At 70.1% G+C, this 23,000-nt stretch carries 23 protein-coding genes and 1 tRNA gene; 6 read left to right on the top strand and 18 right to left on the bottom strand.

Translation table 11 applies throughout. The features are described from left to right. The coding region (locus Q9R19_RS14455; protein ID WP_311257104.1) for a hypothetical protein at positions 1-340 on the bottom strand (340 nt) is incomplete at its 3' end. Positions 341-623: 283 nt separating this feature from the next. After that, positions 624-711 (bottom strand) — tRNA-Ser (locus tag Q9R19_RS14450). 94 nt (positions 712-805) lie between these two features. Here Q9R19_RS14450 and Q9R19_RS14445 point away from each other — a divergent pair. Continuing rightward, entirely contained in the window at positions 806-1,735 is a 930-nt protein-coding gene (locus tag Q9R19_RS14445) for an ornithine cyclodeaminase family protein (RefSeq protein ID WP_311257103.1), read from the top strand. Between the two features lie 31 nt (positions 1,736-1,766). Then, positions 1,767-2,750, top strand: a complete 984-nt coding sequence (locus tag Q9R19_RS14440) for a proline racemase family protein (RefSeq protein WP_311257102.1) — start codon at positions 1,767-1,769, stop codon at positions 2,748-2,750. Between the two features lie 121 nt (positions 2,751-2,871). Here Q9R19_RS14440 and Q9R19_RS14435 read toward each other — a convergent pair whose 3' ends face one another. The 12 genes from Q9R19_RS14435 to Q9R19_RS14380 form a co-directional block, all read right to left on the bottom strand. After that, positions 2,872-4,347 (bottom strand): aldehyde dehydrogenase (NADP(+)), encoded by a 1,476-nt coding sequence (locus Q9R19_RS14435; protein WP_311257101.1) that lies wholly within the window; start codon positions 4,345-4,347, stop codon positions 2,872-2,874. A gap of 87 nt (positions 4,348-4,434) precedes the next feature. Beyond that, positions 4,435-5,436 carry a proline racemase family protein gene (locus Q9R19_RS14430; RefSeq protein WP_311257100.1) on the bottom strand — a complete coding sequence of 334 codons (1,002 nt, stop codon included), beginning with the start codon at positions 5,434-5,436 and terminating at the stop codon, positions 4,435-4,437. A gap of 76 nt (positions 5,437-5,512) precedes the next feature. Then, positions 5,513-6,445, bottom strand: a complete 933-nt coding sequence (locus Q9R19_RS14425) for a dihydrodipicolinate synthase family protein (protein WP_311257099.1) — start codon at positions 6,443-6,445, stop codon at positions 5,513-5,515. Then, a complete protein-coding gene (locus tag Q9R19_RS14420) occupies positions 6,438-7,823 on the bottom strand; it encodes an FAD-dependent oxidoreductase (protein ID WP_311257098.1) in 1,386 nt (461 codons plus the stop codon). Before Q9R19_RS14420 ends, Q9R19_RS14425 begins: the two co-directional genes overlap by 8 nt. Continuing rightward, positions 7,820-8,068, bottom strand: coding sequence for a (2Fe-2S)-binding protein (locus Q9R19_RS14415; RefSeq protein WP_311257097.1), 249 nt, complete (start codon positions 8,066-8,068; stop codon positions 7,820-7,822). Before Q9R19_RS14415 ends, Q9R19_RS14420 begins: the two co-directional genes overlap by 4 nt. Then, a complete protein-coding gene (locus Q9R19_RS14410) occupies positions 8,065-9,225 on the bottom strand; it encodes an FAD-dependent oxidoreductase (protein ID WP_311257096.1) in 1,161 nt (386 codons plus the stop codon). Before Q9R19_RS14410 ends, Q9R19_RS14415 begins: the two co-directional genes overlap by 4 nt. A gap of 122 nt (positions 9,226-9,347) precedes the next feature. Then, entirely contained in the window at positions 9,348-10,058 is a 711-nt protein-coding gene (locus Q9R19_RS14405; RefSeq protein ID WP_311257095.1) for an ABC transporter ATP-binding protein, read from the bottom strand. Beyond that, entirely contained in the window at positions 10,055-10,981 is a 927-nt protein-coding gene (locus Q9R19_RS14400) for an ABC transporter ATP-binding protein (protein ID WP_311257094.1), read from the bottom strand. The genes Q9R19_RS14405 and Q9R19_RS14400 overlap by 4 nt, the downstream gene beginning before the upstream one ends. Beyond that, complete coding sequence (locus tag Q9R19_RS14395; protein ID WP_311257093.1) at positions 10,978-12,135, bottom strand: ABC transporter permease subunit; 1,158 nt, start codon at positions 12,133-12,135, stop codon at positions 10,978-10,980. The genes Q9R19_RS14400 and Q9R19_RS14395 overlap by 4 nt, the downstream gene beginning before the upstream one ends. A gap of 1 nt (position 12,136) precedes the next feature. After that, positions 12,137-13,024 carry a branched-chain amino acid ABC transporter permease gene (locus tag Q9R19_RS14390; protein WP_311257092.1) on the bottom strand — a complete coding sequence of 296 codons (888 nt, stop codon included), beginning with the start codon at positions 13,022-13,024 and terminating at the stop codon, positions 12,137-12,139. Positions 13,025-13,104: 80 nt separating this feature from the next. Continuing rightward, on the bottom strand, positions 13,105-14,292 hold the full coding sequence (locus Q9R19_RS14385; protein ID WP_311257091.1) for a branched-chain amino acid ABC transporter substrate-binding protein: 1,188 nt from the start codon (positions 14,290-14,292) through the stop codon (positions 13,105-13,107). 113 nt (positions 14,293-14,405) lie between these two features. Next, positions 14,406-15,083 carry a GntR family transcriptional regulator gene (locus tag Q9R19_RS14380; protein ID WP_311257090.1) on the bottom strand — a complete coding sequence of 226 codons (678 nt, stop codon included), beginning with the start codon at positions 15,081-15,083 and terminating at the stop codon, positions 14,406-14,408. 149 nt (positions 15,084-15,232) lie between these two features. Between Q9R19_RS14380 and radA the strand changes: the two genes are divergently transcribed. Continuing rightward, a complete protein-coding gene (gene radA / locus Q9R19_RS14375) occupies positions 15,233-16,603 on the top strand; it encodes a DNA repair protein RadA (RefSeq protein WP_311257089.1) in 1,371 nt (456 codons plus the stop codon). A gap of 58 nt (positions 16,604-16,661) precedes the next feature. Here the strand turns inward: radA and Q9R19_RS14370 are convergent, their stop codons facing one another. The 3 genes from Q9R19_RS14370 to Q9R19_RS14360 all read right to left on the bottom strand — a co-directional run bounded on the left by Q9R19_RS14370 (position 16,662) and on the right by Q9R19_RS14360 (position 18,467). Then, a complete protein-coding gene (locus Q9R19_RS14370) occupies positions 16,662-17,072 on the bottom strand; it encodes a dehydrogenase (RefSeq protein ID WP_311257088.1) in 411 nt (136 codons plus the stop codon). 225 nt (positions 17,073-17,297) lie between these two features. Then, on the bottom strand, positions 17,298-17,954 hold the full coding sequence (locus Q9R19_RS14365) for a hypothetical protein (protein ID WP_311257087.1): 657 nt from the start codon (positions 17,952-17,954) through the stop codon (positions 17,298-17,300). A gap of 9 nt (positions 17,955-17,963) precedes the next feature. Further along, a complete protein-coding gene (locus tag Q9R19_RS14360; RefSeq protein ID WP_311257086.1) occupies positions 17,964-18,467 on the bottom strand; it encodes an amino-acid N-acetyltransferase in 504 nt (167 codons plus the stop codon). A 162-nt stretch (positions 18,468-18,629) separates the two neighbouring features. On the opposite strand from Q9R19_RS14360, the gene Q9R19_RS14355 reads away from it, so the two are divergent. Next, the gene (locus Q9R19_RS14355) at positions 18,630-18,986 is read left to right on the top strand and encodes a hypothetical protein (RefSeq protein ID WP_311257085.1); all 357 of its coding nucleotides are present in this window, start codon (positions 18,630-18,632) and stop codon (positions 18,984-18,986) included. Between the two features lie 184 nt (positions 18,987-19,170). Here Q9R19_RS14355 and Q9R19_RS14350 read toward each other — a convergent pair whose 3' ends face one another. Continuing rightward, positions 19,171-21,693 (bottom strand): ATP-dependent Clp protease ATP-binding subunit, encoded by a 2,523-nt coding sequence (locus Q9R19_RS14350; protein ID WP_311257084.1) that lies wholly within the window; start codon positions 21,691-21,693, stop codon positions 19,171-19,173. Positions 21,694-22,043: 350 nt separating this feature from the next. On the opposite strand from Q9R19_RS14350, the gene Q9R19_RS14345 reads away from it, so the two are divergent. Together Q9R19_RS14345 and Q9R19_RS14340 are read left to right on the top strand one after the other, a co-directional pair. After that, the gene (locus Q9R19_RS14345) at positions 22,044-22,658 is read left to right on the top strand and encodes a hypothetical protein (protein ID WP_311257083.1); all 615 of its coding nucleotides are present in this window, start codon (positions 22,044-22,046) and stop codon (positions 22,656-22,658) included. A 46-nt stretch (positions 22,659-22,704) separates the two neighbouring features. Then, a complete protein-coding gene (locus tag Q9R19_RS14340) occupies positions 22,705-22,935 on the top strand; it encodes a helix-turn-helix transcriptional regulator (RefSeq protein ID WP_311257082.1) in 231 nt (76 codons plus the stop codon). Positions 22,936-23,000: the final 65 nt, after the last annotated feature.

Raw genomic sequence — 23,000 nt, 5'->3', positions numbered from 1 at the left:
GCTGAGTCCCGAAGACCGGCAAGATATGGTTCCGGATGCGAGCGTCATACATGCGGTAGCTCGCGGGCTTGAGGTCGCCGTTGCTGTTCTTCTCTTCAAGCCAGTCGTACATACACTTCTCGACCGTAAGAAGCTCGTACTCGGGCGGCGTAGGCATCTTGTCAATGGACTCAAGCCCGTAGGCAACCCGTAGAGCCAGCACCTTCTCCTCAAGGCGCTCCCGTGCTGCCTGATAGCTCGTGGCCTGAACCGTTACTCGATGCTTCTTCTCACCAATGAGGATCTGCTTCGTTCCGCGGTAGTACGTCGTCGGTCGGCCGCTTTTGAGGGTGACCGTCACAGGGAAGACAGAACCCTCACCGTTGGGTCGCCGCCACGCTTTCGGGTTCTTGCGCGCATGCTTCTTGCGGTCGTTTGAAGCCGATTCAAGGGTTGGTTCAGGCGCTACGGGAGGCGTCGTGAGACCGTCAGGAGGAGTCATCATCATCATCGTGACGGGCCTAAACGGGCCGTGTCAACACAAAATGTCAACACAAGTTCTGGCGCGACACCGCCGATGACAACGAGAGAGGCGCATATTTCCGCGGAATTTGACTTCTCGACGGAAATATGCGCCTCAAGTGCGGTGACGGTGGGATTTGAACCCACGGTGGAGGGTTACTCCACACAACTTTTCGAGAGTTGCACCTTCGGCCGCTCGGACACGTCACCGTCGTCCAGCTTACGACACCCCGCGCCCCGCGCGCGAATCGGATCACAGGCATCCGAACTAGCGCGTGACATATTACCCGGCTAGGCTCGAGGCATGTCCGACGTCATCGACGCCCTCGCCCTCGTAGGCGCCCGGGCCATCGCCGAGCGCGTCAGCATGTCCGCCGCGATCGCCGAGCTTCAGCGCGTCCTCCGTGCCGGTTTCGACCCCGAGGGCGACCTCCCCCGGGGCATCCTCGACGTGCCGAACGGACAGCTCCTGCTCATGCCCGCCGCCGTCGACGGCGGCGTCGGCCAGAAGTTCGCGACCGTCGCCCCCGGCAATCCGGCACGTGGGCTTGAGCGCATCCAGGGCGTCTACATCCTGCTCGACGGCACCACCCTCGCGCCCACCGCGATCCTCGACGGCACCGCCCTCACCAGCCTGCGCACCCCGGCCGTCGCCGTCGCCTGCGTCGACGTGCTCGCCGGCCCGGACGCGGGCGACGCCGTCATCTTCGGCACCGGTCCGCAGGCCGTCCGCCACGTCGAGGCGCTGCAGGCCATCCGTCCGCTGCGCAGCATCCGGCTGATCGGCCGCGACGCCGGCCGCGCCGAGGCGGCCGTGCAGGAGTCGCGCAGGTACGCACCGGACGCCGAGATCAGCGTCGGAACCCCGGATGCCGTGAGCACGGCCGATCTGATCGTGTGCGCGACCACGGCATCCGATCCCCTCTTTCCCTCCGACCAGGTGCGCGATGATGCGACCATCGTCGCGATCGGCTCGCACGAGCCGCAGAAGGCCGAGCTCGATCCGATGCTCGTCGGCCGTTCGCAGGTGGTCGTCGAGAGCCGGCGGGTGGCCGCGGCCGAGGCGGGTGACGTGATCCGCGCCGTCGAGGCGGGCACGCTGCGCGCTGACGACGTGGTCACCATGCACGAGCTGTTCACCGGCGCGGTCGCCCCCGTCACCGACCGGCCGCGCATCGTGAAGACCTGCGGCATGGGCTGGCAGGATCTCGCCGTGGCCCGTCTGGCCGTCTGAACCGGCCATCCCGCCCCCGAGAGGATCCCGCATGCACTGGAGCACCGAGGACTGGCACACCGCCGGCGAGCCGTTCCGCATCGTGCAGGACGTCCCCACGCACGGGGCGACCGTCGCCGAGCGGAGAGTCGAGGCGATCAGCGGCGCAGCCGACGGCGTCCGCCGCTTCCTCTGCCTGGAGCCGCGCGGCCACGACGACATGTACGGCGGGTTCATCACTCCGCCGGATGACGCGGGCGCCGACTTCGGCGTGCTGTTCTGGCACAAGGACGGCTTCTCCACGGCCTGCGGGCACGGCACCATCGCGCTCGGCGCGTGGGCCGTCCGCACCGGCCGGGTGCCCTCCGATCCCGACGGCGAGACCGTCGTGACGATCGACGTTCCCAGCGGACGCGTGCAGGCGCGCGTGCGCCAGAGCCGCGGACGCATCGAGGACATCGTGTTCCGCAACGTCGAATCCCGCGTGCTCGAGCGCGGCATCCCGCTGCGCACCTCCCGCGGAGAGGTCGTCGTCGACCTGGTGTTCGGCGGTGCCGTGTACGCCACGCTCCCGGCATCCGCCGTGGGATTATCGGTCGTCCCGTCGGACACGACCGACCTCATCGCGATCGGCCGCGAGATCAAGTGGGCGCTCAACGAGCATCCGTCGGCGCAGTTGCCGGATGCCCGGCTGAGCGGCGTCTACGGCACCATCCTGTTCGACGACCTCGGCCGCACCGCCGACGGCCCGCACCAGCGCAACGTCACGGTCTTCGCCGACGGCGAGGTGGACCGCAGCCCGTGCGGCTCCGGCACCGCCGCCCGGGTCGCGTTGCTCGCCGCGACCGGCGAGCTGGCGGATGCCGAGGTGCTGACGCACGACTCGATCATCGGCACGCGCTTCCTGGCGCGGATCGCCGAGCGCACCTCTCTCGGCGTCATCCCGGAGGTCAGCGGAATGGCGCACCGCGTCGGCATCTCGACCTTCGAGCTCGACGAGGGCGACCCGCTCCGCGACGGCTTCAGCCTGCGCTGACCTCGCACCCGCACACACCGCGCACCTCGGTTCGCGGGTCCCATATGATGCCCTTCCCCGGGGTTGAGCCGGCCATCCGGGCCCCGCGAACACGATCCGCGCCGCTCAGCGCCCGCGCCGCTCAGCGCGCGGAGGCACCCCACGAGGTCGAGCCACCGGCACGGCTGATGGCCTGCGGCACACCCCAGGGGTTCGCATCCTGCAGCGGCGCGGGCAGCAGCTCCTGCGGGGCGCCCTGGTAGGCGACGCCGCGCAGAAAGCGCGTGAGCGCGGCGGTGCCGACGCTGGTGCCATCGCTCGTGGTCGCCGGGTAGGGGCCACCGTGCTGCATGGCCGGCGTCACCGACACTCCGGTGGGCCAGCCGCCGAACAGCACGCGTCCACTGGTCTCGGCGAGCGCGTCGACGAGATCGGCGAGCGAACCGTCCGCCAGCTCCGAGTCCCGCGCGTGCAGGGTCGATGTGAGGTTGCCGGGGAAGAGCTCCGCGTGCAGCGCCGGCAGCGCAGCGCGGTCGGAGTACCGCACGATCACCGACAGCGGCCCGAATGACTCGTCCAGCAGCGCCTCGCGGTCGGCGAGCAGCGTGTCGACATCGACGGCCACGACGGTTGGCGTCGCGAAGGTCTGGCCGTCGTCGTCCGCGCGCACCTCGCCTTCGGAGAGCACCTGCACACCGGACGCCCGGAGCACGTCGGAGCGCCGCTGCGAGAACGCGCGGCCGATCCCGGGGTTCAGCAGCCGGTGCTCGGCCACCGCGGACGCCGCCTGTCCCACGGACGACAGGTCGGCGTCCGCCGGCACGAACAGGAACCCGGGCTTGGTGCACAGCTGCCCCGCCGAACCCGACACCGAGGCGACGAAGCCGTCCAGCAGCGCGGCATCCGCATAGGTCGCGTAGACGGGGTTCACGCTGCCCAGTTCGCCGTAGAACGGAATCGGCACGGGCCGTGCGGCGGCGATGTCGGCCAGCATCCGTCCGACATGCGTCGACCCGGTGAACGCGCCGGCGCGGATGCGCTCGTCCTTCAGCAGCGCGACGCCGTTCTCCTGGCCCTCGATCAGCTGGAACGTGCCCTCGGGCATCCCGGCCCCGCGCAGTGCGTCGACGACGACCTCGGCGGTGGCGCGGGAGAGCTCGGGATGCCCGGAGTGCGCCTTCACGACCACCGGGCAGCCCGCGGCGAGCGCTGCGGCGGAGTCGCCGCCGGCCACCGAGAACGCGAACGGGAAGTTCGAGGCGGCGAAGTTCAGCACGGGGCCGACCGGCTCCAGCACCCGCCGCACGTCGGGCCGCGGGCCGATGACGTACTCCGGGTCGGCGAGGTCGATGCGGGCGTCGAGGTAGCCGCCGTCGACGATCGTGTCGGCGAACAGGCGCAGCTGCCACGAGGTGCGCCGCAGCTCGCCGGTCAGGCGCGCCTCGGCCAGGCCCGTCTCGCGCATCGCGATCGGGATGAGCTCGCCGGCCGCGGCATCCAGCGCATCGGCCACGGCCACCAGGGCCGCAGCGCGCTCGCGCGGAGTGGTGCGGGCGAACGGGCGGGCGGCGGCGGATGCTGCCGCGGCGACGTCTGCGATGCTCTGGTTCTCGGTCACGTCGGTCTCCTCTTGGTCTCGATCAATCTTGTCAGTCGCGGGTCCCGTGCGTGCTCTGCGCACAGCATCCGCCTGAAGCGCCGCCCATCAGAACACGAACCCCTCGGGGAAGGGGTCGTGCTCGTCGAGCAGGTACTGGCCGAGCCCGGTCACCCAGGCCCGTCCGGTGATGGTCGGGATGACGGCGGGCAGGGAGCCCACGGTCGCCTCCCCCACGAGCCGTCCCGTGAAGGCGGTGCCGATGAACGACTCGTTCACGAAGTCGCTCTCCAGCGCCAGCTCGCCGCGCGCGTGCAGCTCGGCCATCCGCGCACTGGTGCCGGTGCCGCATGGCGAGCGGTCGAACCAGCCGGGGTGGATGGCCATCGCGTGCCGCGAGCGCACGGCGTCCGATCCCGGTGCGATGAACTCGACGTGATGCACGTGGTTCGCACCCTCGAGCAGCGGATGCACGGGCGGGGCCTGCTCGTTGATGGCATCCATGATCTTCAGTCCCGCGGCCAGGATGTCCCCCTGCCGCGCGCGATCGAACGGCAGCCCCACCTGGTCGAGTCCGACCAGCGCGTAGTAGTTGCCGCCGAACGCGACCGAGTAGGTGATCTCGCCGATGCCGGGCACGTGGATGCGCGAGTCGAGCCGGTCCACGAAGCTCGGCACGTTCTCGATCGTGACGTCGACGGCACGGCCGTCCTCGACCCGCACGCGGGCGATCACGAGCCCTGCGGGCACGTCGAGGCGGATCTCGGTGACCGGTTCGGTCACCTCGACCATCCCGGTCTCCACCAGCACGGTCGCGACGCCGATGGTGCCGTGGCCGCACATCGGCAGGAACCCGGATGCCTCGATGAAGACGACGCCCCAGTCGGCATCGTCCCGTGCCGGCGGCTGCAGCAGCGCACCGGACATGGATGCATGGCCGCGCGGCTCGTTCATGAGGAACCCGCGCAGCCCGTCGAGGTGCTCGATGGCGTAGAGCCGGCGGTCGTTCATGGTCGCGCCGGGGATGCGGCCGACGCCACCGGTGACGACGCGGGTCGGCATGCCCTCGGTGTGCGAGTCGACTGCCTGGACGGTGCGGCGAGCGCGCATCAGCTGCCTCCAAGTGGAAAGTGGGGAGGGAGGGGACGCCGGCCTGCGGCATCCCCTCCCAGAATCATCACATGCGTCAGGCGACCGCGGCCTTGCGAGCTGCGAGAGCAGCCAGCGCGCGCTCGGTGTCGGCGGTGACCTGAGCGTGCTGCTCGTCGCTCAGCGGGTGGCGCGGCGGGCGGGTCGGGCCGCCGTAGGAGTTGCCGCAGATGTCCATCGACAGCTTGATGGCCTGCACGAACTCGGTCTTCGAGTCCCACCGGAACACGGCGACCAGCTGCTCGTACAGCGCTTTGGCCTCGTGCCACTTGCCGTCGGCGCAGAGGTTGTAAAGCTCGACGGCCTCGCGCGGAAACGCATTCGGGTAGCCGGCGAACCAGCCCACGGCGCCGTTGACCATCAGCTCGAAGAGCACATCGTCGGCACCGGCGATCACGTCGATGTCGCACAGCTCCTTGATCTCGTAGACGCGGCGCACGTCGCCGGAGAACTCCTTGATCGCGACGACCTCGGGAATCTCGGCCAGCTTGGCGACCAGCGAGGGCACCAGGTCGACCTTGGTGTCGAACGGGTTGTTGTACGCCATGATCGGCAGGCCGACCTTGGCGACCTCCTCGTAGTGCGCGATGACCTCGCCCTCGTTGGCGCGGTAGACGATCGGCGGCAGCAGCAGCACGCCGTCGGCGCCGTCCTCCTGGGCGTACTCGGCCCACCGGCGCGCCTGGTGGCTGCCCACGCCGTGCGCGCCGGCGATCACGATGCCGCGGCCGTCGACCGCATCCACGGCGACCTGGATCACCTTGCGGCGCTCCTCGTCGGTGAGCGAGGAGTACTCGCCCAGCGAGCCGTTCGGGCCGACGCCGCGGCATCCGTTCGACATCAGGAAGTCGACGTGCTCGCCGAACCTGTCGTAGTCGACCGCGAGGCCCGCCGGTGCCGATGCGTCTTCCTTGAACGCGAGGGTGGTGGCGACGACGACGCCGCCGAGGTCCATGCTCTTCTCAGTCATGAGATCTCTCCTTCTGAAGGGGTGTGGGGGTGGATGAACGGAGCGCGGCGAGCTCGCCGATGCGCACCGACGACAGGACGGGGCGGCGGTCGAAGCCGATGCCGTGCGCCGCGCCGGCGATGTCCTCGACGCTGCGGCCGCAGGTGCGGCCCTGACAGGGACCGAGTCCGGCGCGGGTGGCCAGGCGCAGGCCGCGCGCAGACGCGTCGGCGTACTCGAGCAGCGCGGCGCGGGTGGTCGCCTCGCAGCGGCACACGATCGTGTCGTCGTCCAGCCAGGCGGTCCAGCCCGGGCGGATGCCGTGGGTCTTCAGGCGCTCGGCGAAGGCCCGCATCCGGCGGCGGGATCGCAGCGGCATCCGGTAGCGCAGGTCGGCTTCGGGGACGCCCGCGGCTGCGAGGCCGGCGATCGCGCCCTCGGCGAGCGCGGCATCCGCCCCGCCGATGCCGGTGATCTCGCCGGCGGCGTGCACGCCGGGGATGCTGGTGCGCTGCTGGGAGTCGACGCGCACGAAGCGGTCGCCGGTGAGCTCGCAGCCGAACTGGATCGCCGCCTCCAGGCGGGGTGTGAACCCGTGGCCGAGCGCGACCGCATCGCACTCGACGGTGCGGGAGGTGCCGTCGATCGGCCGCCAGTCGCGGTCGATGCGCTGCACGGTGACGGCCTCGACGCAGCTCGTGCCGTGGATGCGCGTGACGGCGCTGCCGAGCCGGTAGGGCGTGCGGGTGGCGGTCAGGGTGGACAGGTACGAGACGAGCTCGCCGGCCTTGCCCGCGGCGGCGGCCATCTCCCACGGGCGCGTGCCCCAGCCGCGTGCGATCATCCCGGCGGATGCCGCCTCGACGACCTCCGCGACCTCGCCGCCCAGGATCGCGACGCTCTGCGCCACCGGAAGCAGGAAGGGCCCGGCTCCGGCGACGACGGTGCGGGCGCCGAGCGCGATGCCGTCGCGCTTGGCGAGCGCCTGCACGGCACCGGCCGAGGTGACGCCCGGGAGCGTCCAGCCCGGCACGGGCAGCACGCGGTCGTGCGCGCCGGTGGCCAGCACCACGGCATCCGCCTCGAGCGTCTCGCCCTGCCGCTGTGGCGCATCGACCGGGCCGACCAGGGCGTGCACGCGCAGCGGCGCGCCCGCCTCGACCCGCCAGACGCTCGCCGATGACAGCATCCGCACGCCCTCCAGCGCCCGCTGCAGATCGGCGAACCGGCCCAGCTGGTGCTGCAGGCGCGCGTCGGTGAAGCCGGGGTGGTGCCGCCAGAACTGCCCGCCGGGGCGCTCGCCCTCGTCGACGATCACGACGTCGGCGCCGGCCTGAGAGGCGGATGCCGCCGCGGCGAGCCCCGCCGGCCCCGCGCCGATCACGACGATGCGCATCATGGCCGCGCCTCCCGCTCGACGACGTCGCCCTCGCACGCGGTGCGCTGGCAGGCGCGGACGCCCTCGGTGCCGTTCACGGTGACCACGCAGTCCTGGCAGATGCCGATGCCGCAGAAGATGCCGCGCTCGGCGCCGGCGGCGGTGCGCCAGGTGCGCTGGCCGTGGGCGAGCAGGATGCCGGCGATGCTCTGCCCCTCGCGTCCGTCGAGCACCTCCCCGCCGAAGCTGATCCGGATGCTGCTCATGCGGGCACCCCCTGCAGGGACGGTCGGGAGGGCAGGAACGGCGCGGGGTCGAGCGGCGCGGGAGCGCCGAGCACGGCGTGCGCGATGAGCGCGCCGGTGGTCGGCGCCAGCCCGATGCCCGCCCCCTCGTGGCCGGCGGCGTGGAACAGGCCGGCGACGTGGGCATCCGCTCCGATCGCCGGCAGATGATCCGGCGCATACGGGCGGAAGCCGAAGTAGGTGCGCAGCAGCATCGTGTCGCGCAGGAACGGGAAGAGCCGGGTGGCCTTGGCCGCGATCTCCGCGAGCGGCTCCAGCAGCCCCTCGGATGAGAACCCCACGCGTTCGCGGCTCGAGCCGATCAGCACCGTGCCGCCGGGGGTGGACTCCACGACCGTCGAGGTCTGCAGCGCGGCATCCGCCGACCCGACCGCGCCGACGTAGTCGGCGTCGTACACCTTGTGGAACACACGCTGCGGCATGGGCGCGGTCACCAGGATCGTGCCGCGGCGAGGACGGATGTCGAGCATCGCCCCGAACAGGGCCGCGGCCTCCCCCGCCCAGGGGCCGGCGCAGTTCACGACCGCGTCGGCGTCGATGCGGCCGGCCGTGGTCTGCACGCCGCGCACGCGGTCGCCCTCGACGATGCCGCCGACGACCTCCGTGATGCGCAGCTGCGCACCCAGGTGGCGGGCGCGGGCGAGCATGGCCTGGGTGGCCAGGCTCGGCTGCACCTGCGCGTCGTCGGGGTAGTGCACGCCCAGCGCGACCTCGGGCGACAGGTGCGGCTCGGCCGCGCGCAGCGCCCGCTCATCGAGCACGTCGGCGCGGATGCCGATCTCGCGCTGGGTCTCGGCGAAGCGCAGCAGAGCGGATGCCCCGCCCGCGAACGCCACGACCACGCCGCCCTTCGCCTCGAACTCGGTGGCGGGCTGCCCGGGCACGCGATCGGCATCCAGTCGCTCGGCCAGCTCGCGCCACGCCTGGCCGGCCTCGATGGCCATCAGCGCCTCGGCGCCGGGCTGCTTGTCGGAGACGAGGATGTTCCCCTCGCAGCGGCTGGAGGTCTCGGCGGCGACGCCGGTGCGCTCCAGCACGATCACCTCGGCGCCGGCCTCGGTGAGGGCGAGCGCACAGGCGGCGCCGACGGCGCCCGCGCCGATGACGATGACCCGCATCCGCTCCTCCTTCCGGAACCGTCTTCACGTCCGAGAATGTGTGTACCGTGTGACATATTACCCTGCGGCGAGCGGGATGCACCAGCCCTCGCGGGTGGCGCATCCCGAGCTCGGCGGGCGGCTCAGCCGCCCAGGTAGGCGTCGATCACCCTGGCATCCGCCGCGAGCTCCGCGGCCGGACCCTCCATGGTGGTCTGACCGGTCTCGACGACGTACGCCCGGTCGGCGATCTTCAGCGCCGCCCGCGCGTTCTGCTCCACCAGCAGCACGGTGGCGCCCTGCGCGTTGACCGCCTGGATCGTCTCCATCACCTGCTTGACCACCAGCGGCGCGAGGCCCATCGAGGGCTCGTCCAGCAGCAGCAGCTTCGGGCCTCCCACGATGGCGCGGCCGATGGCGACCATCTGCTGCTCGCCGCCCGAGAGGGTGCCGCCCTGCTGCTTGCGCCGCTCCGCGAGCCGCGGCATCAGCTGGTACACCTGGTCCACGCGCTGCGCGATCAGCTTCTGGTCGCGCACCGTGTAGCCGCCCAGCAGCAGGTTCTCGTGCACGGTCATGGTGGAGAAGATCCGCCGCCCCTCGGGCACGTGGATGAGCCCCGCCGAGACGATGTCCCACGGCTTGGCCGTGGTGAGATCCATGTCGCCCCAGCGCACCGCGCCCGACTTCGGGCGCACGAGCCCGGAGAGCATGTTCATGGTGGTGGACTTGCCGGCGCCGTTGTTGCCGAGCAGGCAGACGATCTCGCCCTCGCCCACCTCGAAGCTCAGCCGGCGCAGCGCGTGCACGCGGCCGTAGTACACGTCGGCGGCGTCGACGGTCAGCGTGCTCATGAGCGCCTCCCCTTTCTGGAGCTCTCCGGTCGCGGCTCGTTCAGCAGCGACAGGTCGACGGTGCCGGTCTGCAGCCTGGTCTCATCCAGAGGTTCGTCCTCCACGCCCAGGTACGCCTCGATCACCACCGGGTCGTTCTTGATCTGCTCGGGGCTGCCCACGGCGATCTCCTTGCCGTAGTTGAGCACCACGATCCGCTCGGCGAGATTCATGATCAGCCCCATGTCGTGCTCGATCAGCACGACGGCGACGCCCAGATCCCGGATGCGGCGGATCAGCTGCATGAGGGCCTGCTTCTCGTTGAAGTTCAGCCCGGCCGCCGGCTCGTCCAGCAGCAGCAGCTTGGGTGCGGTCGCGAGCGCGCGGGCGATCTCGACGCGGCGCTGCTCGCCGTAGGGAAGCTGCGTGACGTAGAGGTTCTCGTCGCCGGTGAAGCCGACGAAGTCCAGCCAGCCGCGGGCCTGCTCGGCGCACTCCTCCTCGGCCCGCCGGTAGCCGGGCGTGTGCAGCAGCGTGGCCCAGAACCCCTCGCGCACGTTGGCGTGCATGGCGGTCTTGACGTTGTCGAGCACACTCAGCTCGCGGAACAGCCGCAGGTTCTGGAACGTGCGCGCCATGCCCCACTTGGTGACCCGCGAGGGCAGCACCCGGTAGAAGCCGAAGCTCTGCAGCAGGTCGACCAGCCGCAGCCGGCGCCAGAACGACGGCACCTCGCGCACGATGTCCTTGCCGTCGAAGACGACCGAGCCGGAGGTGGGCAGGTAGAACCCGGAGATGCAGTTGAACGCGCTGGTCTTGCCGGCGCCGTTCGGTCCGATCACGGCGAGGATCTCCCCCGCCTCGACCCGGAAGCTCAGTCCGTCGACGGCCTTCACGCCGCCGAACTGCAGGCGCAGGTCCCTCACGTCCAGCAGCGCGCTCATCGGGCCTCCTCCCCTTCCACGGTCTCCAGATCCTCGTTGCCGGATTCGGAGGGCACGGCCACGAAGCCCGCCGTCGGCGGCGGCACCGGCTTGAGCTTCTTCAGCCACGGCAGGATGGCGGTCGACGGCCACAGCCCGGCGGGCCGGAACAGCATGGCCACCACGAGCAGGATGCCGAAGATCAGGAACCTCCACTCGGCGAAGTCGCGCAGCAGCTCGGGAGCCAGCGACACGAACAGCGCGCCGATGATCACGCCCGGGGTCGAGCCCATCCCGCCGAGCACGACGGCCATCAGGATCAGCGCCGAGTACAGGAACTGGAAGCTGTTCGGGCTGATAGCCGACAGGTGCGTGGCCATCAGCTGACCGGCGACGCCGGCCCAGACCGCGCCGATGATGTAGGCGGTGATCTTGGCGATGTACGTGTTGATGCCCATGGCCTCGGCGGCGTCCTCGTCGTCGCGGACGGCCTTCCAGGCCCGGCCCATCTTGCCCTTGGCCAGGCGCCCGGCGCCGATCACGCCCACCAGCACGACCACGATCACCACGAAGTAGTAGAACACCACCCGCTGCGGGAACTGGATGCCGGCCACGGTGAACCCGTCGGCGAAGCTCCAGCCGCCGAACGACCAGGTCGGGATGCCGTGGATGCCGGAGGGCCCGCCGGTGATCTTGAGGTTGTTGGCGGTGATGCGGATGATCTCGCCGAAGCCGAGCGTGACGATCGCGAGGTAGTCGCTGCGCAGCCGCAGGGTCGGGGCGCCGACGATGATGCCCGCCACGATGCAGGCCACGATCGTCATCGGCAGCGCCGCCCACATCGGCCAGCCGAGCACGGTGGTGAAGATGCCCGAGGTGTAGGCGCCCACCGCGAAGAAGGCGATGTAGCCGAGATCGAGCAGTCCGGCGTAGCCGACCACCACGTTCAGGCCCATCGCGAGCATCACGTAGATCAGGGCGCTGGTCGCGATCGACATCGTGTAGCGCGAGGCGTCCAGGAACGGCAGCAGCGCGAGCACCACCACGGCCACCAGGCCGAGCGCCCTCAGGAACCCCTTGTTGGAGTTGAGCACGCCGCCGGGCGCGGCAGGGCGGTCCAAGAGCGGCGACGGCGCGCGCAGCGCGGCATCCGCTCGAGTCTGTGTACGGGACATGTCACATCCTCTCGACGACGCGGGCGCCGAGCAGCCCGGTCGGCTTGAACGTGAGGAACAGGATCAGGAAGGCGAAGGAGAACACGTCGCGCCACTCGCCGCCGAACCATGCCGAGCCGAACGACTCCAGCAGACCCAGCAGCAGCCCGCCCAGCATGGCTCCGTACAGGTTGCCGATGCCGCCGATCACGGCGGCGGTGAACGCCTTCAGGCCGATGATGAAGCCCATCAGGAAGTCGATCGACCCGTAGTACGCGCCGGCCATCACACCGGCGGCGCCCGCGAGCGCCGATCCGATGAAGAACACCGTCGCGATCACGCGGTTGACATTGATGCCCATCAGCTGCGCGCCCTGCGGATCCAGGGCGATCGCACGCATCGCACGGCCCGAGCGCGTGCGCTCGACGATGTGCGCCAGCACGAGCATGAGCGCGGCCGCGATCACCACCAGCACGATCTGCGCGGCGGTGATCCGCATGCCGGCGAAGTCGAAGCCGCTCGATTCCAGCCGCACGGGGAAGGCCTCCGGATTGGGACCGAAGATCTGGCGGGTGGCGTACTCGAGGGTGAACGAGACGCCGATCGCGGTGATCAGCACCGCCAGCCGCGGGCTCTTGCGCAGCGGCCGGTAGGCGATGCGCTCGATGCCGACGCCGATCAGGCCGGTGGTCACCATCGAGAGCAGCATGATCACCAGCAGCAGCGGGATCGATGACTCGTTCGAGATTCCGAAGGCCGACAGCGTCGCGAAGCCGGCGAAGGCGCCGAGCATGTAGATGTCGCCATGGGCGAAGTTCAGCAGCTTGATGATCCCGTAGACCATGCTGTAGCCGAGTGCGACGAGGGCGTAGAACGATCCGACGATCAGACCGTTCCAGATGAGTTGCATCACTGCGGGGGTGTCCTTCCGCGTTGAAGGTGCATCGACCGGGAACGGGGGCGGCTCTCGCGCCGCCCCCGTCCGACCGATCAGCCCTGGAGGTCGTCCTTGAGGACGAAGTTCCCGGATGCCGGATCGATGCCGACGATCACGAAGCCGCCGCCCGACAGCGTGTGGTCGTCGGTGAAGGTCAGCGGGCCGGCGAACGTCTTGAAGTCCTTCAGGCCCTCGATGGCCGCCACCACGTCGTCGAAGTCGGTGCCCTTGGCATCCGTCATCGCCTGCGCGACCACGCGCACGGCGTCGTACGACTGCGTGGAGTACGGGCCGGGCTTGCCGCCGGCCAGCTTCTCATAGTCGGCGATCCAGCTGTCCGCACCCTGGATCATGTCGGGCGTCTGGGTGAAGGTGCCCAGCACGTGCTCGGTGTAGCCCTTGCCGGCGATCTCGGCGAACTTCGCGTCGACCGAGCCGTCGCCGACGAGGAACGCGCCCTCGTAGCCGGCATCCGTCGCCTGACGCACGATCAGGCCGCCCTCCTGGTAGTAGCCGGTCCAGTAGACGAGGTCGGGCTTCTCCTTGGCCAGCTGCGTGGCGACGGCCGAGTAGTCGTTCTCGCCCGGGGTGACGGTGGCCTGGAACTTGACGGTCAGGCCGGCATCCTCGGCCTGCTCGCCGAAGGACTTCGCCAGGTCGGCCGAGTACGAGGTCGCGTCGTCGATGGTGGCGACCACCTTCGCACCGCTCTTCTGGGCGTACTTCACGGCCGCCTGGGCCTGCTGCGTGCCGGTGCCGTTGATGAGGAAGACGCCGGGCAGGTGCTGGCTGACCAGCTCGTTGGAGTTGGCGGCCGGGATCACCATCGGGATCTTCGCCTCGTCGAAGATCGGCAGGGTGGGCAGGGTCGCACCCGAGCAGTAGCCGCCGACGGATGCCACGATGCCGTTCGTCACGAGCTTGTTGGCCGCCGCGACGGCGGTGGTGGCGTCGCACGCGCCGTCCTCCACGAGCAGCTCGAGCTCGCGCCCGTCGATGCCGCCGTCATCGTTGATCTCGTCGACGGCGAGCTGGGCGCCGTTCTTCATGTAGTCGCCGAAGGCCGACTCGCTGCCCGAGAACGGGGCGAGCATGCCGATCTTGATGGGGCCGTCGCTGCTGCCCGAGTCGCCGCCGTCTCCGCCGGCGAGGCCGCCCGAGCAGCCCGCGGTGATGATGATGGCGCCGGCTGCTGCGGCGATGGACAGTGCGCGTCGGATGCGCGGGGTGCGGGTGTGCATGTGCTGGTCCTCCTGGATGCCTCATTGCATGGCCACCGAATAGCACGTGACACATTACTCAGGTCGAGTACCCAGCGGAACCCTTCGAGACCGTACCGTGACCCTGGAACGGCTCAGACATCCTGTTCGTCCTCGTCGCGGCCGCTCCACACCCCGCCGACGTGGTGAAGGTGCCTGCGCATCAGAGCCTCGGCATCCTCCCCCCGGCCGGCGACCAGCAGATCGACGAGCTCGGCGTGCTCGAGCGACGTCGAGATCAGGGCATCCGTCTCGGCCAGCCGCACCAGCCCCACCAGGCGGGTCTGCTGACGCAGCTCCCGCACGGTCTCCACGAGCCTGCGGTTGCCTGTGCACTCCAGGATGCGCAGGTGGAACTCGGTGTCGGCTGCGAGGTACTCGTCGAACTGCGCGGCGCTGGCTGCGGTCACGATCCGATCGGCGGTGGCGCGCAGCGATGCGACCGTCGCCTCGTCGAGCGAGCCGGCCACGGCGCGCATGGGCGGCGCCTCCAGCAGCATCCGCACCTCGGTCAGCTCGCGCAGCTCGTCGGCGGAGACCTCCGTGACGGCGAAGCCGCGGTTGCGGAGCGGGCGCAGGAAGCCGCGCCGAGCGAGGTTGAGCATCGCCTCGCGCACCGGCGTGGCGCTGATGCCGAAGTCGCCGGCCAGCGTGGGCACCGTGAGCACCTGTCCCGGCGGGATCTCACCGGACACGATGCGGGAGGCGAGCTGCTCCTCCACCTGCTCGCGCAGGCTCTCCGCAGGAGAGGTCAGCGTGCCGAAGCCGCTCATCGCTCACCGGTCGCACTGTTGGTCATGCGTCATATGGTACCCACGCGGGCTGTCAGCGGGCGGAGGATGTCGGTGTGATGCGCGCCGCTGCCGCGTCATCACGGCGTCGCGGATCGGGCGACGTCGGATGCCGCGGTTAGCCTTGCCGTATGGCAACCACCCGTCGACCCGCACCGCCCGCCTTCGTCTGCACGGAGTGCGGCTGGACGACGGCCAAATGGGTGGGCCGCTGCGGCGAGTGCCAGCAGTGGGGCACCGTGCAGGAGCGGGGATCGAAGACCGGGATCGTGCGGCAGACGGATGCCGTGGCTCCGCCCGCCGGCCGCGCCGCCCGCCCGATCACGCAGATCACCACAGCCGACGCCCCGCGGCGCTCGAGCGGTGTCGGCGAGTTCGACCGGGTGCTCGGCGGCGGCATCGTGCCGGGTGCGGCGATCCTGCTCAGCGGCGAGCCCGGCGTCGGCAAGTCGACGCTGCTGCTGGAGGTGGCGGCCTCCACGGCCAGGTCGGGGCGGCGCGTGCTGTACGCGAGCGCCGAGGAGTCCCCCGCCCAGGTGCGACTGCGGGCGGAGCGCACCGGCGCCCTGCACGACGAGCTGTACCTGGCCAGCGAGACCGACCTCGCCACGATCCTCGGGCACATCGATGAGGTGAAGCCGGAACTGGTCATCGTCGACTCGGTGCAGACCGTGGCATCCGGGCTGATCGACGGTGCCGCCGGCCAGCCCAGCCAGGTGCGCGAGGTCGCCGCCACGCTGATCCGCGTCGCGAAGGATCGGGGGCTGCCGGTGATCATCGTCGGGCACGTCACCAAAGACGGCACGGTCGCCGGCCCGCGCGTGCTGGAGCATCTGGTCGACGTGGTCTGCCACTTCGAGGGCGACCGGCAGACGGCGCTGCGGTTCATCCGGGCGCTGAAGAACCGCTTCGGTCCGACGGACGAGGTCGGATGCTTCGAGATGACCGGCGCGGGCATCGCCGAGGTACCCGACCCGAGCGGGCTGTTCCTGTCGCAGGGCACCGCCGAACCGGGCACCTGCGTCGCGATCGCGATGGAGGGCCGGCGGGTGCTGCCGGTGGAGGTGCAGGCGCTGACGATCGTGTCGAACGCCCCGAACCCCCGCCGGGTGGTGCACGGACTGGACTCCTCACGCGTGGCGATGGTGCTCGCGATCCTGGAGCGGCGCGCCGGCATCGAGACGTCCAAGCTCGACGTGTACGTGTCCACCGTGGGCGGGGTGCGCTTCACCGAGCCGGCCGCCGATCTGGCGATCGCCGTCGCGGTGGCCGGGGCGATCACGCAGAACTCGGTGCCGCGCACGATCGCAGCAGTCGGCGAGCTGTCCCTGGCCGGCGAGATCCGCCCGGTCACGCAGGCGGCGCACCGCCGCAGCGAGGCGGCCCGGCTGGGCTACCGGCAGGTGGTCGACGACCGGTCGAAGACCCTGCGCTCCGCGCTGGACGACGTGCGCGCGCGCGGGACGCAGCGCGGCGCCTCGGGGGATGTCCCGCCGTTCTGAGGCGCGCCCCTGCGCCCCGGCCCCTGGGTCCCGTGGGGATCGAAGGACCGCCGTCCGGTCAGGCGTCCAGTGCCTTCAGCAGCTCCGCTGGGGGAGCCTGCATCGGGTGCGGGCCCGCGATGTCGAGGAACACGGTGGTGATGGTGTCGCGGTGGGTGGTCAGGAACGACTTCAGCCAGGCGGGTGAGTAGACGCCGACGCCGGGCGGGAGGTTCGCCGGCTTGTGCGTGGCGTCGCTGAACAGCAGCAGCGCCACGTCGCCGGTGTTCGGATCACGATAGGTCCACACCTCACCGCCGTCCAGCGGGTTGTCCCGCGGGCCCGGCGTGATCAGCGGCACGACCGTGTTGCCGTTGCGCAGGGCGAGGGCCACGGCCGCCATGTCCTGCTTCTCGAGCGCCTGAGCGAGAGCCTCGGACCGGAAATCCTGGGGGGCGGGGCGCTTCGCGCCTGACCTCTTCTTCGCCATGACTCCAGCTTAAGAGAGTGGGGTCCTCTCGACTGCTCCATTGGGGACTGGAGTGCTTCGAGAGGACCCTCTGGCTCTCACCGCGGCGATTGTCGAAGCGCTGGGGACGCTGAGATCGACACCACTGGGGATGGTTTGCCGCCTGGTTCCGAGAACCATAGCGTCAATGGTATCCCAAAATCCGGGTGCGCGGCGCGCCGGTTCGGGGCGCGGGGCCACGCGGGATCACTTCAAGAAGATCTGCTTGGTGGTGGCGCTGTCGAAACCGCCGATGGAGACGGCCACGTGATACGAGGCCCCGCCGCCGGGTGCGCGCGCCCGGTTCTTCTGGTCGCAGGTCTTCGGATCCGAGCGGGTGCGATCCCAGACGACCGGCGTCTTGGTGCTGACGGTCGTGCCGGCCTTGAGCGTGGCGATCTGATTGCTCGGCTCGCTCTGGCAGTCGGTGGAGCTCCACCACACGTCCTTGCCGCTGGTGACGGTGAACTTCTGCGTCGCCGAGCCGACATCCATCGTGCAGTCGCGATCGGAGGTGCTGGTGAGCGTGATCGACAGCTTCGGCAACACGCCTGCGGCGTAGGTCTCGGCATCCGTCACGGCCTTCACCTCGACGTCGCCGGCCTCGCAGGCGACGATCCCGGGAGTCGACGACGGGTCGGGACTCGGCGCGTCGGTGGTGCCGTCGGGGTCAGTCGCGCCATCGGTGGCGCCGGGTGTCGCGGCATCCGTCGGCGGTGCGGATGCCGCCGGCGCAGCATCCGTCTTCCACGGCTGGGCGACGGCCAGCCACACTCCTCCGGCGACCGCGACGACGACGAGGATCAGCACCAGGATGACGGCGAGTCTGCGACGGCGATAGACGGCGGCGGACTGGCGGGGCATGCTTCCAGGCTAGACGAGGTGCTTGATCATCCTGGTGTTGCCGAGCGTGTTGGGTTTGACATGCGCCAGGTCGAGGAACTCCTCCACGCCGGCGTCGCCGCTGCGCAGCAGCTGCGAGTACACGTCGGGGTCGACGATATGCTCGCCGATCGGCTCGAACCCGCGGCGGGTGAAGAATCCCGTCTCGAACGTGAGGCAGAACAGCCGGGTCAGACCCAGCTCGCGGGCGCGCAGCTCCAGCTCCTCGACGATCGCGCGGCCGATGCCCAGGTGCAGGAACTCGTCGCGCACCAGCAGCGTGCGCACCTCGCCGAGATCCTCCCACATGACGTGAAGCGCGCCGCATCCGACCAGCCGGCCGTCCACCTCGGCGACGACGAACTCCTGCACGGCGCCGTACAGGATCGCAAGATCCTTGCCGAGCAGGATGCGTCGCTCGACCAGCGGCTCCAGCAGTGCATGGATGCCTCTGATGTCGGCGGCGCGCGCCGCCCGCACGGTGTAGTCGCTCACCCGTCCAGCCTAGAACCCCGCGCGCCCCAGCCCCGTGCGCCCGCACTCCGGACTCCCCCGCTTCGCGGGTCCCGTTCTGCGGCGTCCCCGCCCCCGAGCCCACCATTCCGGACCCGCGATGTCGGTCTTCCGCGCGCAGTCGGGGTTCGCTATGGTCCGGATATGAGCGTTCCGTACCTGGTGCTGGCGATCATCACCCTGATCAGCACGGTTCCCAGCCTGTACTTCTCGGCCGTCGAGATGCGCACGGCGGAGCCGAAGAAACGCGTGATCGCCCAGTACACGACGGCACGCAGCCTGGCACTGTTCGGGCTCGCGGTGGTGGCACTGTGCGGCCGGTTCGACGGATGGCTGCTCGCGATCGCCTTCGCGATGCTGCTGGTGCAGGCGGTCGACGGCGTGATCGCTCTGCGGGCGCGCGCGGCCGGCCTGGGCACCCCGCTGGGCAACATCATCGGCCCGTTCGCCACTGCGGCGGCGAGCGCCGCCGGCATCATCTGGTTCCTCGTCGCCGGCTGAGTCGCGTCGCACCGCTGGACCCGCACCTCTCCCCGCTTCGCGGGTCCCGTTCTGCGGCATCCCCGTGCCCGAGACCACCATTCGGGACCCGCGAAGCACGCCAGCACAGCCCGCGCAGCGCGGCAGTAACACGAAAGGGCTCGGATGCCGCAGCATCCGAGCCCTTGAATCCGTGACGAACCGGTCAGCCGGCCGCGAGGTCGGGCGTGGCCGAGATCGTCGGGCTGGTGTTGACGCCGACCGCGACCTTCTCACCGCGCGGGCCGGCGTCGAAGGTGAAGGTGCCGTCGACGACATCGACCTTCACGTGGTCGCCGCTGTTCAGCTCGCCGTGCAGGATCTTCTCGCTCAGCTGGTCCTCCACCTCGCGCTGCATGGCGCGGCGCAGCGGCCGGGCGCCCAGCGACGGGTCGAAGCCGATGTCGATGAGCTTGTCCTTCGCGGCATCCGACAGCTCCACCGTCATGTCGCGGTCGAGCAGACGATCGGCCAGCTGCTTGGTGAACAGCCCCACGATCTGGCGCAGCTCGTCCTTGTTCAGCTGCGGGAAGACGATGACGTCGTCCAGACGGTTCAGGAACTCGGGCTTGAAGTGGCGCTTGAGCTCCTCGTCGACCTTGCCCTTCATCCGCTCGTACGTGGTCTGCGAGTTGCCCTCCACCTGGAAGCCGACCGGACCACCGGCGATCGCCGACGAGCCGAGGTTGGTCGTCATGATGATCACGGTGTTCTTGAAGTCGACCACGCGGCCCTGACCGTCGGTCAGGCGCCCCTCTTCGAGGATCTGCAGCAGCGAGTTGAAGATGTCGGGGTGGGCCTTCTCGATCTCATCGAACAGCACCACCGAGAACGGCTTGCGGCGCACCTTCTCGGTGAGCTGGCCGCCTTCTTCGAAGCCGACGAACCCGGGAGGGGCTCCGAACAGCCGCGAGACGGTGTGCTTCTCGCCGAACTCCGACATGTCGAGCGAGATCAGCGCGGCCTCGTCGTCGAACAGGAACTCGGCGAGCGCCTTGGCCAGCTCGGTCTTTCCGACGCCGGTCGGGCCGGCGAAGATGAACGAGCCCGAGGGGCGCTTCGGGTCCTTCAGGCCCGCACGCTGACGACGGATCGTGCGCGAGAGCGCCGCGATGGCCTCTTCCTGACCGATGACGCGCTGGTGCAGCGCCCTCTCCATGAACACGAGGCGGCTGGACTCCTCCTCGGTGAGCTTGAAGACCGGGATGCCGGTGGCCTGGGCGAGCACCTCGGCGATCAGGCCCTCGTCCACGACGGCCGGGCTGGAGACCTCGCCCGAGCGCCACTGCTTCTCCAGGCGCAGCCGCTCGCCGAGCAGCTCCTTCTCCTGGTCGCGCAGCGAGGCGGCCTTCTCGAAGTCCTGCTCCTCGCTGGCCACTTCCTTGTCCTGACGGACCTTGGCGATCCGCTCGTCGAACTCGCGCAGCTCCGGCGGCGAGGACAGGATCGAGAGGCGCAGGCGGGCGCCGGCCTCGTCGATCAGGTCGATGGCCTTGTCGGGCAGGAAGCGGTCGCTGACGTAGCGGTCGGCGAGGTTGGCCGCCGCGACGATCGCGCCGTCGGTGATCTGCACCTTGTGGAACGCCTCGTAGTGGTCGCGCAGGCCCTTGAGGATGTTGATGGCGTGCGGCAGCGTGGGCTCGTTCACCTGGACGGGCTGGAAGCGGCGCTCGAGCGCAGCATCCTTCTCGAAGTACTTGCGGTACTCGTCCAGCGTGGTCGCGCCGATCGTCTGCAGCTCGCCACGGGCGAGCAGGGGCTTGAGGATGCTGGCGGCGTCGATCGCGCCCTCGGCGGCGCCCGCACCGACCAGCGTGTGGATCTCGTCGATGAAGACGATGATGTCGCCGCGGGTGCGGATCTCCTTGGTGACCTTCTTCAGGCGCTCCTCGAAGTCGCCGCGGTAGCGGGAGCCGGCGATGAGCGAGCCGAGGTCGAGGGAGTACAGCTGCTTGTCTTTGAGCGTCTCGGGCACGTTGCCCTTGACGATCGCCTGGGCCAGGCCCTCGACGACGGCGGTCTTGCCGACGCCGGGCTCGCCGATCAGGACGGGGTTGTTCTTGGAGCGGCGCGAGAGGATCTGCATGACCCGCTCGGCCTCCTTCTCACGGCCGATCACCGGGTCGAGCTTGCCGTCGCGGGCGGCCTGGGTGAGGTTGCGGCCGAACTGGTCGAGCACCTGCGAGCCGCCCTGAGCGGATGCCGGGCCATCGTTCGCCTGCGCGCCGACGGCGGCCGCCTCGCGCCCGCCGGGGGCGCCGGAGAGCAGCTGGATGACCTGCTGGCGCACCTTGTTCAGGTCGGCGCCGAGCTTGACGAGCACCTGTGCGGCGACGCCCTCGCCCTCGCGGATGAGCCCGAGCAGGATGTGCTCGGTGCCGATGTAGTTGTGGCCCAGCTGCAGCGCCTCGCGCAGCGACAGCTCGAGCACCTTCTTGGCGCGCGGGGTGAAGGGGATGTGGCCGGTCGGCTGCTGCTGACCCTGGCCGATGATGTCCTGCACCTGCTCGCGCACCGCGTCGAGGGAGATGCCCAGACTCTCGAGCGCCTTGGCTGCGACGCCCTCACCCTCGTGGATGAGGCCGAGCAGGATGTGCTCGGTGCCGATGTAGTTGTGGTTGAGCATCTTCGCCTCTTCCTGGGCGAGGACGACCACACGACGGGCTCGGTCGGTGAATCTCTCGAACATGCTGTGACTTCCTTTCGCACGGGGCGAACCGGCAGTGGTGCCGTGTACATCGAGCGTAACGACCGGAGCAGGGCCGAGCGGCCGTGTTCGCCGTCGGCATACCGTCATGGCTCCAGATGGGCCACTGAGCCGCCCGCCGACTTTGGTCGCTGAGCCCCCCTCACTTGGGTCGCTGAGCCGGGCCCACGCGCCCCCGAGGCTCCGGGCAGCGCGGAGCGCTGTGCGGAGTGGGGCGTGGGGATCGAAGCGTCGCCCCCGGGGATGCCGCGGAACACTGTTGACACACTTATCGACAATCGTTATGTTAACGAAAGTCGATAACAACGATTCTCGATAAGGAGGCATCGACGATGAACAGCACGAGCGGCAGGATGTCCAGGCTCGACGCGGTGACGCTCGCCCTCATCGCCACAGGGGCGGTGAGCATCGGATTCGCGGTGCTGACCGCCGCGATCAGCCGGGTGGTCGAGATCTTCGGCTCGCCGGTCGCGCTGGATCTGCCCGTGCACGACGTGCCGATGCCCGGCGCTGCGGATGCCGCGGGGCTGGCCTCCGCGGAGTTCACCGAGGCGTCGGCGTCGTTCACGCAGCTGGATGCCGGCATCCGCTGGCTGCTGGTGGGCGAGACGATGCTGCCGGCGCTGTCGACGGTGCTCGTCTGCGCGACGCTGTGGTGGCTGGGCTTCTCGCTGATCCGCCAGCGCGCGTTCCGCAAGTCGATGGTGCCGGTGCTGGCGACCGCGGGCCTCGGACTGATCATCGCGGGGATGGTGGGTCCGCTGCTGGGCGGCATCGCACGCGCCGAAGCGGTGAAGGCCCTGCCGGCCCCGGTCTCCGACCCGTTCTGGACGTTCCTGGTGCAGCTCGACCTGAGCCCCATCGGGTGGGGCATCGCGCTCGCCCTGGTCGCGGCCGCCTTCGAGGTGGGCCAGCGGATGCAGAAGGACATGGAAGGACTCGTCTGATGCACCTCTTGACGCACGGCCGGCAGCGCGACTCGGACGGCCTGGCATGAGCCCGGCCGACACGGAGGACGAACTGACCGGCATCCACTGCCGGCTCGACGAACTGCTCGCCGAGCGCGGCATGACGCTCACCGAGCTGAGCGCACGGGTGGGCGTGAGCATCGTGAACCTGTCGGTGCTGAAGAACGACCGCGCGCGGGCGATCCGCTATTCCACCCTGCGGGCGATCTGCGATGCGCTGGACTGCGAGGTGGGCGAGCTGCTGGTGCTTGCGTAGCGCCAGTGATGTCGACATATCGCGATGTTCGGACAGCTTCGCTTCCCGCCAACTTCTGCGTCCGG

This window comes from Microbacterium sp. ARD32 (assembly GCF_031844385.1).
Taxonomy (GTDB): domain Bacteria; phylum Actinomycetota; class Actinomycetes; order Actinomycetales; family Microbacteriaceae; genus Microbacterium.
Note: the sequence above shows the minus strand (reverse complement) of the source record. Positions and strands in the feature narration are given on the sequence as shown.

Bases quoted from the DNA above. Each gene is read 5' to 3' on its own strand.
- Q9R19_RS14445 (WP_311257103.1), top strand. From the start codon at position 806: ATGTCCGACGTCATCGACGCCCTCGCCCTCGTAGGCGCCCGGGCCATC.
- Q9R19_RS14440 (WP_311257102.1), top strand. From the start codon at position 1,767: ATGCACTGGAGCACCGAGGACTGGCACACCGCCGGCGAGCCGTTCCGC.
- Q9R19_RS14430 (WP_311257100.1), bottom strand. From the start codon at position 5,436: ATGCGCGCTCGCCGCACCGTCCAGGCAGTCGACTCGCACACCGAGGGC.
- Q9R19_RS14425 (WP_311257099.1), bottom strand. From the start codon at position 6,445: ATGACTGAGAAGAGCATGGACCTCGGCGGCGTCGTCGTCGCCACCACC.
- Q9R19_RS14420 (WP_311257098.1), bottom strand. From the start codon at position 7,823: ATGATGCGCATCGTCGTGATCGGCGCGGGGCCGGCGGGGCTCGCCGCG.
- Q9R19_RS14415 (WP_311257097.1), bottom strand. From the start codon at position 8,068: ATGAGCAGCATCCGGATCAGCTTCGGCGGGGAGGTGCTCGACGGACGC.
- Q9R19_RS14410 (WP_311257096.1), bottom strand. From the start codon at position 9,225: ATGCGGGTCATCGTCATCGGCGCGGGCGCCGTCGGCGCCGCCTGTGCG.
- Q9R19_RS14405 (WP_311257095.1), bottom strand. From the start codon at position 10,058: ATGAGCACGCTGACCGTCGACGCCGCCGACGTGTACTACGGCCGCGTG.
- Q9R19_RS14400 (WP_311257094.1), bottom strand. From the start codon at position 10,981: ATGAGCGCGCTGCTGGACGTGAGGGACCTGCGCCTGCAGTTCGGCGGC.
- Q9R19_RS14395 (WP_311257093.1), bottom strand. From the start codon at position 12,135: ATGTCCCGTACACAGACTCGAGCGGATGCCGCGCTGCGCGCGCCGTCG.
- Q9R19_RS14390 (WP_311257092.1), bottom strand. From the start codon at position 13,024: ATGCAACTCATCTGGAACGGTCTGATCGTCGGATCGTTCTACGCCCTC.
- Q9R19_RS14385 (WP_311257091.1), bottom strand. From the start codon at position 14,292: ATGCACACCCGCACCCCGCGCATCCGACGCGCACTGTCCATCGCCGCA.
- Q9R19_RS14380 (WP_311257090.1), bottom strand. From the start codon at position 15,083: ATGAGCGGCTTCGGCACGCTGACCTCTCCTGCGGAGAGCCTGCGCGAG.
- radA (WP_311257089.1), top strand. From the start codon at position 15,233: ATGGCAACCACCCGTCGACCCGCACCGCCCGCCTTCGTCTGCACGGAG.
- Q9R19_RS14370 (WP_311257088.1), bottom strand. From the start codon at position 17,072: ATGGCGAAGAAGAGGTCAGGCGCGAAGCGCCCCGCCCCCCAGGATTTC.
- Q9R19_RS14365 (WP_311257087.1), bottom strand. From the start codon at position 17,954: ATGCCCCGCCAGTCCGCCGCCGTCTATCGCCGTCGCAGACTCGCCGTC.
- Q9R19_RS14355 (WP_311257085.1), top strand. From the start codon at position 18,630: ATGAGCGTTCCGTACCTGGTGCTGGCGATCATCACCCTGATCAGCACG.
- Q9R19_RS14350 (WP_311257084.1), bottom strand. From the start codon at position 21,693: ATGTTCGAGAGATTCACCGACCGAGCCCGTCGTGTGGTCGTCCTCGCC.
- Q9R19_RS14345 (WP_311257083.1), top strand. From the start codon at position 22,044: ATGAACAGCACGAGCGGCAGGATGTCCAGGCTCGACGCGGTGACGCTC.
- Q9R19_RS14340 (WP_311257082.1), top strand. From the start codon at position 22,705: ATGAGCCCGGCCGACACGGAGGACGAACTGACCGGCATCCACTGCCGG.